At 67.1% G+C, this 12,673-nt stretch carries 13 protein-coding genes; 1 reads left to right on the plus strand and 12 read right to left on the minus strand.

The window, feature by feature from the left end:
* Positions 1 to 6: 6 nt before the first annotated feature.
* From ybeY to hslV, 12 genes are all read right to left on the minus strand, one after another.
* Positions 7 to 579, minus strand: a complete 573-nt coding sequence (ybeY, locus tag J0I42_RS16360) for an rRNA maturation RNase YbeY (RefSeq protein WP_291656278.1) — start codon at positions 577 to 579, stop codon at positions 7 to 9.
* Positions 576 to 1,682 carry a PhoH family protein gene (locus J0I42_RS16365; protein ID WP_291656305.1) on the minus strand — a complete coding sequence of 369 codons (1,107 nt, stop codon included), beginning with the start codon at positions 1,680 to 1,682 and terminating at the stop codon, positions 576 to 578. Before J0I42_RS16365 ends, ybeY begins: the two co-directional genes overlap by 4 nt.
* Before the next feature lie 249 nt (positions 1,683 to 1,931).
* The gene (gene miaB / locus J0I42_RS16370; RefSeq protein ID WP_291656280.1) at positions 1,932 to 3,302 is read right to left on the minus strand and encodes a tRNA (N6-isopentenyl adenosine(37)-C2)-methylthiotransferase MiaB; all 1,371 of its coding nucleotides are present in this window, start codon (positions 3,300 to 3,302) and stop codon (positions 1,932 to 1,934) included.
* Between the two features lie 106 nt (positions 3,303 to 3,408).
* The gene (locus J0I42_RS16375) at positions 3,409 to 4,209 is read right to left on the minus strand and encodes a lysophospholipid acyltransferase family protein (RefSeq protein WP_291656282.1); all 801 of its coding nucleotides are present in this window, start codon (positions 4,207 to 4,209) and stop codon (positions 3,409 to 3,411) included.
* A gap of 82 nt (positions 4,210 to 4,291) precedes the next feature.
* Positions 4,292 to 4,789 carry a GNAT family N-acetyltransferase gene (locus tag J0I42_RS16380; RefSeq protein ID WP_291656284.1) on the minus strand — a complete coding sequence of 166 codons (498 nt, stop codon included), beginning with the start codon at positions 4,787 to 4,789 and terminating at the stop codon, positions 4,292 to 4,294.
* 53 nt (positions 4,790 to 4,842) lie between these two features.
* Complete coding sequence (gene tsaB / locus J0I42_RS16385; RefSeq protein WP_291656285.1) at positions 4,843 to 5,529, minus strand: tRNA (adenosine(37)-N6)-threonylcarbamoyltransferase complex dimerization subunit type 1 TsaB; 687 nt, start codon at positions 5,527 to 5,529, stop codon at positions 4,843 to 4,845.
* Positions 5,530 to 5,584: 55 nt separating this feature from the next.
* A complete protein-coding gene (locus J0I42_RS16390) occupies positions 5,585 to 6,145 on the minus strand; it encodes a NifU family protein (protein WP_291656286.1) in 561 nt (186 codons plus the stop codon).
* 102 nt (positions 6,146 to 6,247) lie between these two features.
* The gene (locus J0I42_RS16395; protein WP_291656287.1) at positions 6,248 to 6,742 is read right to left on the minus strand and encodes a universal stress protein; all 495 of its coding nucleotides are present in this window, start codon (positions 6,740 to 6,742) and stop codon (positions 6,248 to 6,250) included.
* Positions 6,743 to 6,815: 73 nt separating this feature from the next.
* Positions 6,816 to 7,865 carry a tryptophan--tRNA ligase gene (gene trpS, locus J0I42_RS16400; protein WP_291656289.1) on the minus strand — a complete coding sequence of 350 codons (1,050 nt, stop codon included), beginning with the start codon at positions 7,863 to 7,865 and terminating at the stop codon, positions 6,816 to 6,818.
* A 46-nt stretch (positions 7,866 to 7,911) separates the two neighbouring features.
* Entirely contained in the window at positions 7,912 to 9,483 is a 1,572-nt protein-coding gene (gene murJ, locus J0I42_RS16405) for a murein biosynthesis integral membrane protein MurJ (RefSeq protein WP_291656291.1), read from the minus strand.
* Complete coding sequence (hslU, locus tag J0I42_RS16410) at positions 9,483 to 10,793, minus strand: ATP-dependent protease ATPase subunit HslU (protein ID WP_291656293.1); 1,311 nt, start codon at positions 10,791 to 10,793, stop codon at positions 9,483 to 9,485. The genes murJ and hslU overlap by 1 nt, the downstream gene beginning before the upstream one ends.
* A 41-nt stretch (positions 10,794 to 10,834) precedes the next feature.
* Positions 10,835 to 11,404, minus strand: coding sequence for an ATP-dependent protease subunit HslV (hslV, locus tag J0I42_RS16415; RefSeq protein ID WP_291656294.1), 570 nt, complete (start codon positions 11,402 to 11,404; stop codon positions 10,835 to 10,837).
* A gap of 360 nt (positions 11,405 to 11,764) precedes the next feature.
* Between hslV and J0I42_RS16420 the strand changes: the two genes are divergently transcribed.
* Positions 11,765 to 12,673, plus strand: a 909-nt coding sequence (locus J0I42_RS16420) for a HAMP domain-containing protein (RefSeq protein WP_291656296.1), incomplete at its 3' end; no start/stop codon positions are given.

The raw sequence follows: 12,673 nt of genomic DNA on the forward strand, positions 1-12,673 counted from the left end.
GGGGACTTATACGGAAGAGGGGCTGGGCGCCGTGACAAGCTCGGCACCGGCATAGGGGTCGGCCACGCCGAGACGAGCGAGGGCTGCGACTTCGAGCGCTTCCATGCGGCGCGCTTCGGCCTCGGTCTCGTGATCCTCACCGAGGAGATGGAGCAGGCCGTGGATGGCGAGATGGCGCAGATGGTCCGCCACGCTTTTGGATTCGGCTTCCGCCTCGCGCAGCACCGTCTCATAGGCGATGACGATGTCGCCGAGCAGCGGGCTTTGGGTGATGCGCTCCGCCGGCGCGGCCGGAAAGGAGAGCACGTTCGTCGCCTTGTCGAAGCCGCGCCAGTCGCGGTTGACGATGCGGATGCGCCTATCGTCGGTCAGCAGCAGGCTGAGCTCGGCCCCGGGCATGGGCTTGCGCGGGGATACCGCGATTCCGGCCTCCAGCGCCTCGTTCAGCAGCGCACGCAGGCCCGGCAGCTTGCCGAACTCGTGCCAGCGACGCGACTGCGCCCTGACGTCGAGATGGATCTCAGGAGACGTCTTCTCGGGTGGCGGCGCCGAGCGCCGCCCGCGAGGTCGATCGTTCATCGCGGCCGCTCCCGCGCCAACATCCGCTTCAGCCCTTCGCTGTCGCCTTCCCGGTGGAGATCCGGGGGCGTTTCGGGATTGCGCAAGCGCTCCTCCCGTTCCGCGCGCTCATGACGCGCCGCGCTCTCATAGGCCATGACGATGCGTCGCACCAGTTCATGCCTGACGACGTCTCCTTCCTCGAAGCGGGCATAGCCGACACCCTCGACATCCTTGAGGAGCTTCACCGCCTCGACCAGGCCGGAACGCTGGCCCGGAGGCAGGTCGATCTGCGAGGGATCGCCGGTGATGATCATGCGCGAGCCTTCACCCAGGCGGGTCAGGAACATCTTCATCTGCATGGAGGTGGCGTTCTGGGCCTCGTCGAGGAGCACCACGGCATTGGTCAGGGTGCGGCCGCGCATGAAAGCGAGCGGCGCAATCTCGATCATGCCGGTCTGCAGGCCGCGCTCGACATGGCGCGCCTCCATGAAATCGTTCAACGCGTCGTAGATCGGGCGCAGATAGGGATCGACCTTCTCGCGCATGTCGCCCGGCAGGAAGCCGAGCCGCTCGCCGGCTTCCACCGCCGGGCGCGACAGGATCATGCGCTCGACCACACCCTGCTCGATCAGCGACACCGCATGGCCGACCGCGAGCCAGGTCTTGCCGGTGCCGGCCGGGCCCTCGGCGAGAACGAGCTCGTGACGCTTGAGCTGGCGCAGATAGGCGTCCTGCGCGGCGTTGCGTGCGCGGACCGGCCCACGCTTGCGCGTCACGACCGCATCGAACGAAGCCTTGGCGGCATCCGCCGTCGGAAACAGCGAGCGCTGGACGTTGCTTTCCTCGATCGCGCCGTCGACCTCGCCGAGCGTGACCGGCGCGCCGGCCTTGGCCCGGGCATAGAGCGTCTTCAGCACACGCCCGGCCTGCTCGGCCGTCTCACGAGCGCCCTTCACGGTGACGTGATTGCCGTTGGGGCTGACCACGACGCCGAGCCGGCGCTCGAGATGGGCGAGATTCTGATCGTACTGGCCGAAGACGAGGTTTGCGAGGCGGTTGTCGTCGAAGGAGAGCACGACCTCGGTCGCCGCAAGCCCCTCACGGCCCGCGCTTTCGCGCACGCCGCCCTCGGGGCGGGTGGGCGCGAGATCGCGCCGCGGGTTCCGGTCGGGTCTTTGCGTCGAATCAGCTTGTGCCAAATGCGTCGCCTCGCTTCGGGCCGGAGTGGCGGATGGCCTGTCGCCGGCACCTGTTCCAGACGGGCAGGAGTGCCCGGCCGGGTCGTCTCGCAGCATAACCGGACGCAACGATTTCAGCCTGATGACAGGCCACCACCCGTCCCTCGCAAGCGGCAATGTGACCGGGCGCGTTCAAGCGGCCAGGCCCTTTCCGTCGCTATCCCCGGCTTCCGTCAGCCGGCCGAAAAGCGAATTCGTGCTCGTCTTCTCGATCACCACCCGCACGATATCGCCGATTTGATTCGCGTCGCTCTCGATCTGCACAGCCTGCAGATAGGGTGACTTGCCCGCAAGCTGTCCCGGATAGCGTCCCACCCTTTCCAAGAGGACATCCACCGTGCGCCCGATCATGGCGCGGTTGAAGGCCTGCCGGTGATGCTCGATGCGCTCCTGCAAACGGTAGAGCCGCTCGTTCATCAGCTCGCGTGGAATCTGCGCGTCGAGATCGGCCGCCGGAGTGCCGGGGCGCGGCGAATAGTTGAAGGAATAGCTGGAAGCGAAGCCGATCTCGTCGACGAGGCGGATCGTGTCCTCGAAATCGGCGTCAGTCTCGCCCGGGAAGCCGACGATGAAATCCGAGGAGAGCGCGATATCGGGCCTTGCCTCGCGGATGCGTTCGATCAGGCGGCGGTACTCGTCGCCGGTATGCTTCCGGTTCATCGCGGCGAGGATGCGGTCCGAACCCGCCTGCACCGGCAGATGCAGGAAGGGCATGACCTGCGGCAGGTCGCGATGGGCCGCGATGAGATCGTCGCCCATGTCGCGTGGGTGGCTGGTGGTATAGCGGATGCGGGCGATGCCCGGCACCTCCGCGACGCGGTGCATCAGGCGCGCCAGGCTCCAGACGGCACCGTCCGGGCCCTCGCCATGATAGGCGTTGACGTTCTGGCCGATCAGGGTGACGTCGCGCACGCCGGCGTCGGCGAGGCGCTCGACCTCGGCCATGATCTGCGCGACCGGCCGGGAGAACTCGGCGCCGCGCGTATAGGGCACGACGCAGAAGGCGCAGAACTTGTCGCAACCTTCCTGAACCGTGACGAAGGCCGAGACGCCGCGCGCCAGAATAGCCTGCCGCTTCGGCGCCGGAAGGAAGCCGAACTTGTCCTCGACCGGCAGGTCGGTATCGACGACGCGGCGCTTGTGGGCCTCGGCCAGAAGCTCGGGCAGGCGATGATAGGCCTGCGGACCGACCACGAGATCGACGGCGGGCTGACGTCGCTGGATCTCGCTGCCCTCGGCCTGCGCGACGCAGCCGGCAACGACGATCCTCGTCTCCTGGCCTTGCGCGCCCTGGGCGTTCTTGAGGTCACGGAGCTTGCCGAGCTCGGTATAGACCTTCTGCACCGCCCGGTCGCGGATATGGCAGGTATTGAGCAGAATCAGGTCCGCGCCATCGGGCGTCGCCGCTTCCTCATAGCCCTGATGGCTCAGGATGTCGGCCATGCGCTGCCCGTCATAGACGTTCATCTGGCAGCCGAAGGACTTGATATGGACTTTCTTCATCGCGGCAGATCGGGTCTCCAAAACGCATCCTTTACTGCGGATCGGGCGCCTTGGAAACGGCTGCGGGATGCAAAGCGAGCGACGGCTGGCCGCGGAGCAGCCGGCGTCATTCCTCGGGGCGGCCGGTGACGGCCTGCCGCCGGGCCTTGCGGACCGACGCCTCCGCCAGCCGCGTCGCCTGCTTGCGCGAAGTCGCCCGGCCCATGACGATCGGCTCGCCCCAGACCAGTTCGACATCGACGGTGCCGCGTTCCAGCACATGCTTCAGGTGAGGCCAGAGTTCGGTATCGCCATACCAGGCGAGCCCGGCCCGCCCGTCGCGCCCGCCCGGCAAGCCCTGCGAGCCGGTATAGGTGATGGTCAGCGGGTAGACCGTTACGTCCGCCGCGGCATCGCCCATGGCCTGATGCGCCGCGCCGAGCAACGAGGAGCGGAAGGGCAGGATGCGCGTTCCGTCGCCGGTGGTCCCCTCGGCGAAAAGCACGACCTCCTCGCCATTGGCGATGCGCGCGCCCATGGTTGCCGCGACGCCTGCCGTCGCGCTGCGGCGCTGCCGGTCGATGTAGAGCGTGCGCTGGAGATTGGCGAGGAAACCGACCACCGGCCATTCGCCGACCTCGCTCTTGGCGACGAAGGCGAGCTCACGCTCGGCACCGATGACGCCGATATCCAGCCAGGAGACATGATTGGCGACGATCAGCGCCCCGGTTCCGGCCGGCGGCGGATTGCCCCGCACCCGCGTGCGCACGCCAAGGCAACGGCATGTCAGGCGATGGAAACGCAACGGCAAGGCCCCGCGCCGCGACGGCATGACCCGCATGAAAACGAGCTGGGCAAGGACGAGCCCGAGCGTGCCCGTGCACAGCATCGCCAGGCGTGCGAGCGCACCGAAGCGCAGGCCGTTCATGCTGAGGCGGGTCCGGTCATCGGCGCAAGGGCGGTCTCATCGGAGGTCGGAGTGCCGTCAATGGCGCGATTGCATCGGCTTGTCACGCAAGATCGAGCCGCATCGCGATCGCGGTGGCACGGGTGCCGTCCGGCTTCGGGTAATAGCCCTTGCGCCGGCCAACCTCGCGGAAGCCGAAATGACGATAGAGCCGCTCCGCCGGTAGATTGCCTTCTTCGACCTCGAGGAAGACCTGGGTAGTGCCTTCCTCGGCCAGCCGGGCGAGATGCGCCGCCAGCAACGCGCGGCCGAAACCGTCGCGCCGGCGCACCGGCGCGACCACGATGCTCAGGATCTCCGCTTCGTCGGCAGCCTTCCGGGAGATGACAAAACCCTCGGGACGATGACCGCCGCCGCTGAAGACGCCATCCGCCGCCACCGCCGAATCGGCGATCAGTGCCGCGCATTCGGCCGGCTCCCAACCGCGGGCGAAACCACCGTGATGATGCAGGGTCGCGACATCAAGGGCATGCCCGGCATCGAGCCGCCTCGTCCGCAGCGGGACCGAATCAGGGTGAAGCAGTCTGCGAAGCCAAGCCATACCGCCTGTTCGCACAGGCTGACCCAGGGGCAACCACCATTTGGGGGATGGGCTCACCGGCGCGGCAGGCGGGCTTTGTCCTGCGGCGTCGTTTCGGGCGCCTTCAGGTAGAGCGGCCGAGGGGGCGCTGTTTCCGGATCGGCGATGAAACCGAGCCGGGCGACCCAGGCGATATCCGGCGCCTTGGCATCGTCGATCACCAGCGCATCGAGGCCGATCGCCCAGGCTTCGTTGGCGACGGCCAGAGCCGAAGAGCCGACGAGGCTGACGGGACCCGCGCCGATGGCGCGGGCCGCGTCGCGATAGCTGACCTGCCGGAGCGAGACCAGCGGCTTGCCTTCGGCGGTGAGGGCCTGGAACCAGACCTGGCCATGCCTGGCATCGAGCGCGGCGGCGATCACCCGGCCCGATTCACGCCCGATCAAGGGCGCGGCACAGGCTGCGACCGTGGTTACGCCGACCGCCGGGATGCCCGTGGCGAAGGCGATGGCGCGGGCCGCGCTGACGCCGACGCGAAGACCCGTATAGCTGCCGGGACCGACCGTCACTGCGACGCGCGAAAGCGAGCCGAAGCCACCCTCGACATTCTTCATGACGCGCTCGACGAGCGGCATCAATGCCTCGGCATGGCCGCGGTCCATCGCGATCTGCTCGATCGCGATGGGCTTCGCCATATCGGCCGTATCCAGCACGCAGGCCGAGCAGGCGCCGAGCGCGGTATCGATCGCGAGAATGCGCATCAGGATGTCATTCCGCGAAAGGCCCGGCTCATCGTCACCAACAATTCCGTTCCGCTCAGATGGCTTCGACTTCCCGCACATCCGGCAGGAAGTGGCGCAGCAGATTCTGGATGCCGTGCTTCAGCGTCGCGGTCGAGGAGGGGCAGCCCGAACAGGAGCCCTTCATCGCCAGATAGACCGTGCCGTCGCGATAGCCGCGGAAGGTGATGTCGCCGCCATCGCCGGCAACAGCCGGACGGATACGGGTTTCGAGCAGGTCCTTGATCGTCTCGACGGTCTGCGCATCAGCGGGATCGAAGAACTCGCCCTCTTCGATCACATCGGCGGCCGAGCCGGCTGCCAGGACCGGAGCGCCCGACATGAAATGCTCCATGATGGCGCCGAGGATCGCGGGCTTCAGATGCGGCCATTCGCTGTCCGACTTGGTGACGGTGATGAAATCGGAGCCGAGAAAGACGCCGGAAACGCCGGAAACGCCGAACAGGCGCTGCGCCAGCGGCGAGCGCTCGGCGTCCGTGACGTCGCGCAGGTCGAGCGTACCGTCGGGCATGACGGCGCGGCCGGGAAGAAACTTCAGGGTCGCCGGATTCGGCGTGGCTTCGGTCTGGATGAACATGGACTTGCCTCCGGTACAGGCGATTCAAGGTCGCCGTTCCTGGCTCCGATATAGGCCGCCGGCTGGAATCATTCCAGCGGCATGGAATCGCAGGCGACATCCTCAGGCGAGGGCGTCGATCTCCTCGTCCTCCAGATGGCCGGGCACGATGGCGACGGGAATCGGGAAGCTCGCCGATGACTTGCCGGCCAGCGCCGAGACCAGAGGGCCCGGTCCCTCGCGGCTGGTGCCCGCCGCCAGGACGAGCAGCGAGATATCCTCGTCCTCCTCGATCAGCCTGACGAGCTCATCGGCCTTGTTGCCGACGCGCACGACCTTTTCGGGCTCGAGGCCGGCCAGCGCACGCACAGCCGCAGCCGCACCTTCGAGACGCTTCTCGGCCTCTGCCTCGGCTTCGGCCTGCATGACTTCGCCGACGCCGAGCCAGGTCTCGTGCTCGGGCGGGGTCGCGACGCCGAGCAGGACGATCGCCGCGCCGACGCGCGCGCAGCGGCGCGCTGCAAAGCGAATCGCCTTGGAGCACTCCTCGCTGCCATCGACCACGGCGAGGAATTTCGGGCGATGGCCCGTCTCGTAGGACCGCCGTCTCTTGACCATGAACTGTCCTGCCGCCGCTTCAGGGAAGGGCATGGTGGCCTGCGCCGGCACCCCGGCGCAAGTGCACCCTGCGTCACCGGCTCCGGACGAAGCCGACGATGTCCTTGACCTCGCGCATGATCGGCGCCGCGATCGCATCGGCCCGGTCCGCGCCTGCGCCGAGGATGTCGTCGATGTGCCTGGGCTCGGCCAGCAGACGGCGCATCTCGCCGGCGATGGGCGCGAGCTTCTCGACCGCGAGATCGACCAGCGCCGCCTTGAAGCCGGAGAACTGACCGCCGCCGAACTGCTTGAGCACCGCATCCTTCGACGAAGCCGACAGGCCCGCATAGATGCCGACGAGATTTTCGGCCTCCGGTCGGCCCTCCAGGCCCTTCTCCTCGGAGGGCAGCGGCTCGGGATCGGTCTTGGCCTTGCGGATCTTCTGGGCGATCGCCTCGGCATCGTCGGTCAGGTTGATGCGCGAATAGTCGGAGGCGTCCGATTTCGACATCTTCTTGGTACCGTCGCGCAGGCTCATCACGCGCTGGGCCGGCCCCATGATCATCGGCTCGGGCTGCGGAAAGAAGCCCAGTTCGCCCGTGCCGAGGCCAAGTTCGGCGATCTGCGGACCGAAGTCGTTGTTGAACTTCTGCGCGATGTCGCGGGTCAGTTCCAGATGCTGCTTCTGATCCTCGCCGACCGGGACATGCGTCGCCTTGTAGAGCAGGATGTCTGCCGCCATCAGGCTCGGATAGGCATAGAGGCCGAGCGAGGCGTTCTCGCGGTCCTTGCCGGCCTTTTCCTTGAACTGGGTCATCCGGTTCATCCAGCCCAGCCGCGCGATGCAGTTGCAGATCCAGGCGAGCTCGGCATGGCCCGAAACCTGGCTCTGGTTGAAGATGATGCTCTTCTGCGGATCGATGCCGGCCGCGATATAGGCGGCGGTAACCTCGCGGATAGCGCGTTTCAGATCGGCCGGATCCTGCCACATCGTGATCGCATGCATGTCGACGACGCAGAACACGCAATCATGCGTCCTCTGCATCGCCACCCAATTGGTCAGCGCGCCGAGATAATTGCCGAGATGCAGCGTCGAGGTCGGCTGCATGCCTGAGAATACGCGCTGATGAAAACCCGACATGGGGTGCTCCGTCGTCACGATGGAGAAGGGAAGCGGCGCTTCTGGCTCAACCCCGCCGCTTGCGCAAGGGGAGAGCGCCGAAGGCCCCGAACACCCAGCCCGCTGCGCCATAGCTCGCGAGCCCCGCGAGGCAGAGCAGACCAAGCGCCCCGATCCGATGCAGAGCCGGCTGATCGAAGGCCAACGGCCCGTTCAGCAGCCCGAGCAGCAGCGCCAGCACGGCGAGCATGATCGCGCTGGCTGCGAGACTGGCGGCGATCGGCCGCAAGCTGCTGACGCTGGGGCGCCAGATGCCATCGCGCAGGAGCATCCCGCCGAGCAGGCAGGCCTGCGCCACGAAAGCAAAGGTCGCAGCCAACGCCGCCATCCCGGCCGCGTTGCCTTCATCCGCCAGACAGAAGCCGATAAAGGCAGCAACCAGCACCGCGAGGCCGCCCGAGACAAGCGGCAGGCGCGGCGCCCGGCGGGCGAAATAAACCTGGCCGAAGACCTTGGCGGCGATGGCGAAGGGCAGGCCGTAGCCGAAGGCGGCGAGCGCCGTGGCCGTCCGAGCGCGATCGGCGGCATCGAAGCGGCCATATTCGAAGAGCGCCGAGACAATCGGCTCGGCGAGCGCAACGAGCGCGGTCGCCGCCGGCAAGGCGAGCGCAAGACCCAGCGCCAGCGCCTGACCGAGCATGGCGTCGGGGCCCTCACGGTTCGCCGCCAGCGCCATGTCGGAGAGCACGACGGTGCCCATCGCGACACCGACGAAGCCGAGTGGGAGCTGGAAGACGCGGTCGGCATAATAGAGCGCCGCGACCGCTCCCGGGCCGGTCGAGGCGATCTGCGTCGCGACCAGCAGGACAAGCTGGGCGGCGGAAGCGGCGAGCAGGGTCGCTCCACCCGTGCGGACAAGCCGGGTCAGGTCCGGCGACCAGCGCAGGCTCGGGCGCGGCAGGCCGGGACCGCGCAGGGCCAAAAGGATCATCACGAGATGGGCGAGGCCGGTCAGGCTCGTACAGAGCGCGAGCCAGCGCGCACCGGTCTGGGGCTGTACGCCCTTTGCGTGCAACAGCAGGAGCACGACGAGCAGCATCGCATTCATCAACGCCGGGGCCAGCGCGGCGACCGTGAAGCGCTTCTCGGCATTGAGCAACGCCGCCAGCATGGCTGCGAGCGTCGTCAGAAACAGGAAAGGCAGCATCAATCGCGTGTAGGACGCCGCCATCGCCAGGGTTTCGGGTGAATCGGCGAAGCCGCCGGCAAGGCCGAGCACGAGCCAGGGGGCCAGAAGCTCGCCCAGGCCGACCAGCACCAGCAGCAGCAGGCCGATCTGCCCGGCCGCCTCTCCGGCAAAGCCGCGCGCCGCGGCCTCACCGCGCTCGCCCTTGACGGCGAGATAGAGCGGCACGAAGGGGGCATTGAGCCCGCCCTCGCCGAGCACGCGCCGCACGAGATTGGGCAGGCGCAAGGCCGCCAGGAAAGCATCCGCCACCGGGCCACCGCCGAGCAACCGCGCGATCAGCACGTCGCGAGCGAAGCCGAGCAGGCGCGAGGCGATCGTGGCCGCGCCGACGATGGCCGAATCGCGTGCGAGACGGGAGGAATCCGGGGCCGATGCCGCCGGTTTCTCCATCAGAGGATGAACCGGCTCAGGTCGGCGTTCCTGGCGAGGTCGCCGATGCGCGCTTCGACATAGGGAGCGTCGATCGTCACGGCCTCGCCCGAGCGGTCCGGCGCCGTGAACGAAATCTCGTCCAGAATGCGCTCGATCACTGTCTGGAGCCGGCGGGCGCCGATATTCTCGACCGTCGAATTCACCTCGACGGCGATGCGGGCGATGGCGTCGATCGCGTCCGGCGTGAAGGTCACCGCGACCTCCTCGGTCGCCATCAGGGCCACCGACTGCTTGATCAGGCTCGCTTCGGTCTCGGTCAGGATGCGCTTGAAATCCTCGATATCGAGCGGGTTGAGCTCGACGCGGATCGGCAGGCGGCCCTGCAGTTCCGGCAGCAGGTCGGAGGGGCGCGAGACGTGGAAGGCTCCCGACGCGATGAAGAGGATGTGGTCGCTCTTCACCGCACCATGCTTGGTCGCGACGGTCGTGCCCTCGATCAGCGGCAGCAGGTCGCGCTGCACGCCTTCGCGCGAGACATCGGCGCCGCCCTTGCCCTCGCGGGCACAGATCTTGTCGATCTCATCGAGGAAGACGATGCCGTTCTCCTCGACCTCGCGGATCGCGGCCTGGATGATCGCATCCTGGTCGATCAGCTTGTCGCTCTCCTCGGCCAGCAACGGCTGGTAGGCATCCTTGACCAGGACGCGCCTGGGCTTGCCCTTCTGGCCGAAGGCCTTGCCGAGCATGTCGGAGAGGTTGATCGCGCCGATCGAGGCGCCGGGCATGCCGGGAACCTCGAACATCGGCGCGGATGCGCCCGCACCGGCAGCGACCTCGACCTCGATCTCCTTGTCGTCGAGCTCGTTGTTGCGCAGCTTGCGGCGAAAGGAATCGCGCGTCGCCTGGCTGGAATTCGCGCCGACGAGCGCGTCGAGCACGCGCTCCTCGGCCGCGACATGGGCCTTGGCCTGGACATCCTTGCGCCGGCTCTCGCGCACCAGCGCGATGGCGACTTCGAGGAGGTCGCGCACGATCGATTCGACATCGCGGCCGACATAGCCGACCTCGGTGAACTTGGTCGCCTCGACCTTGAGGAAGGGCGCATTCGCCAGCTTGGCGAGGCGACGGGCGATCTCGGTCTTGCCGCAGCCGGTCGGCCCGATCATCAGGATGTTCTTCGGCGAAACCTCCTCGCGCAGCGGCCCTTCGAGCTGCTGGCGACGCCAGCGGTTGCGCAGCGCGATGGCGACGGCGCGCTTGGCGTCCTTCTGGCCGACGATGAAGCGGTCGAGCTCCGAGACGATCTCGCGGGGGGAAAAGCTGGTCATGGTCGTGCTGTATCCGGGTGAAATGGTGCGAGCCGCGAATCTCAGGCCGCTTCGAGCGTCTCGATGACGAGCGAATGATTGGTGTAGACGCAGATATCGCCGGCGATCTTCATCGCCTTGCGCACGATCGCCTCGGCGTCGGGCTCGACATCGATCAGCGCGCGCGCCGCCGAGAGCGCGTAATTGCCGCCGGAGCCGATCGCCATCACCGCACCGTGCTCGCTCGCCTCCGGTTCCAGCACGTCGCCGGTCCCCGAAATCAGGAGCGAAACCTCCTTGTCGGCGACGAGCAGCATCGCCTCCAGCCGGCGCAGATAGCGATCGGTTCGCCAGTCCTTGGCCAGCTCGACGCAGGCGCGCAGCAACTGGGTCGGATATTGCTCGAGCTTCTTCTCGAGTCGCTCGAACAGCGTGAAGGCATCCGCGGTGGCGCCGGCGAAGCCCGCGATCACGTCGCCCTTGGCGAGGCGGCGCACCTTGCGGGCATTGCCCTTCATGATGGTCTGGCCCAGCGAGACCTGACCGTCTCCGCCGATAACGACGCGCCCACCCTTGCGCACCATCAGGATGGTGGTGGCGTGCATGACGGGAGCATTGCTGTTTTCGGACATGAGATAGCTAACCGGAGATCGGGACGGGGCAGCGGATGATGCCAAACATGTTCAGGCGAGGACGCTCTATCAAGGGGCAGGCCATCATGCCATTCGCCCGGCGAGCTGGCAGAAGCCCTTCCTCCCTCGTATCAAACCGCCCTCTCGAAGACGAATGGCAGCATTCGTCATAGCCCGGAAGCCCCGCCAAGGATCAGTTCAGTCGCGTCGCGGGAGAGTCTTTTGCCTGCCTTGAAGCCTTGGCAGCAGAGCTGAATGGCTTCGCCGCCTAAGCTTTTAAGCAGTTTTTTATCATTAATCCCCAAAGGTCGGCGTCTGTAACGGTTTCCATTGGGGGGAAGCCGCCTCGGGGCGACATTCATGAAATCAATCCGCCTGAAAATTCTCGCCATGCTGGCTATCGTGGCCGGCGGAGCGATCCTGTCCGCAATCATCAGCCTGTACGGTCTGCACAAGGCCGACGATCTGAACACGCGCTCCGAGATCCAGGCCGATGTCGCGCTGCTGACCCAGCGCATCAACGGCGTGGTCACAGCCGTGGTGATGGATTCTCGCGGCATCTACATGGCGAAGACCAGCAAGGAAGCCGAGCCCTTCGTCAAAGGTGTCGAGGACCGCTTCCCGACCCTGCGTAAGTTCAGCGCCGCTCTGCAGAGGATCGCACCCGCCGAAGAGCGCAATACTGCCGAGCAGATTGCCCGGGCAGTCGAGGAATTCATCACGTTCCGGACCGAAACCGCTCGGCTTGGCCGCGAGGTATCGCCCGCAGCGGCGAACGAGCAGGGCAACAACGAGGCCAACCGCGCCAATCGCAAGGCCCTGAACGACCTGCTCATCAATTACAGCCAACGTGTCGAGAAGGCCGGCAACGCGATCAGCGACGAGGCGACCGCCTTCACCCGGCAGGTCCAGTGGCTGCTGCCGATCGTCCTGCTGACGACGCTCCTGGTTTCGGTCGGCGTTGCGCTCGTTTTCGCGCAGCGCTCGATCACCCGCCCGATCCTCGATCTCAGCCGGGTCATGGAAAAGCTGACCGCCGGCGACACCAGCGTCGAGGTCCCTCACTCCACTCGTCCGGACGAGATCGGCGCCATGGCGCGTGCGGTCTCCGTGCTGCGCCAGAGCACCGAGCAGGTCACCCTGCTGCAGGAACAGGAGCGGGCTGCGGCATCTGCGCGGCTCGCCCGGGCGCAGTCGATGGAAGCGGTTGTGTCGGATGTCGGGGAGGTCGTCGCGGCGGCCGCAGCCGGCGATTTCTCGGCCCGGCTC

Origin of the sequence: Allobosea sp. (assembly GCF_017308015.1) — a bacterium.
In the GTDB taxonomy this organism is placed as follows: Bacteria; Pseudomonadota; Alphaproteobacteria; order Rhizobiales; family Beijerinckiaceae; genus Allobosea.

What these genes read in the sequence shown, in the direction of transcription:
- J0I42_RS16375 (WP_291656282.1), bottom strand. Translation starts at nt 4,209, where the DNA reads ATGAACGGCCTGCGCTTCGGTGCGCTCGCACGCCTGGCGATGCTGTGC.
- ybeY (WP_291656278.1), bottom strand. Translation starts at nt 579, where the DNA reads ATGAACGATCGACCTCGCGGGCGGCGCTCGGCGCCGCCACCCGAGAAG.
- trpS (WP_291656289.1), bottom strand. Translation starts at nt 7,865, where the DNA reads ATGTCGGGTTTTCATCAGCGCGTATTCTCAGGCATGCAGCCGACCTCG.
- tsaB (WP_291656285.1), bottom strand. Translation starts at nt 5,529, where the DNA reads ATGCGCATTCTCGCGATCGATACCGCGCTCGGCGCCTGCTCGGCCTGC.
- hslU (WP_291656293.1), bottom strand. Translation starts at nt 10,793, where the DNA reads ATGACCAGCTTTTCCCCCCGCGAGATCGTCTCGGAGCTCGACCGCTTC.
- J0I42_RS16395 (WP_291656287.1), bottom strand. Translation starts at nt 6,742, where the DNA reads ATGGTCAAGAGACGGCGGTCCTACGAGACGGGCCATCGCCCGAAATTC.
- J0I42_RS16380 (WP_291656284.1), bottom strand. Translation starts at nt 4,789, where the DNA reads ATGGCTTGGCTTCGCAGACTGCTTCACCCTGATTCGGTCCCGCTGCGG.
- hslV (WP_291656294.1), bottom strand. Translation starts at nt 11,404, where the DNA reads ATGTCCGAAAACAGCAATGCTCCCGTCATGCACGCCACCACCATCCTG.
- J0I42_RS16390 (WP_291656286.1), bottom strand. Translation starts at nt 6,145, where the DNA reads ATGTTCATCCAGACCGAAGCCACGCCGAATCCGGCGACCCTGAAGTTT.
- miaB (WP_291656280.1), bottom strand. Translation starts at nt 3,302, where the DNA reads ATGAAGAAAGTCCATATCAAGTCCTTCGGCTGCCAGATGAACGTCTAT.
- murJ (WP_291656291.1), bottom strand. Translation starts at nt 9,483, where the DNA reads ATGGAGAAACCGGCGGCATCGGCCCCGGATTCCTCCCGTCTCGCACGC.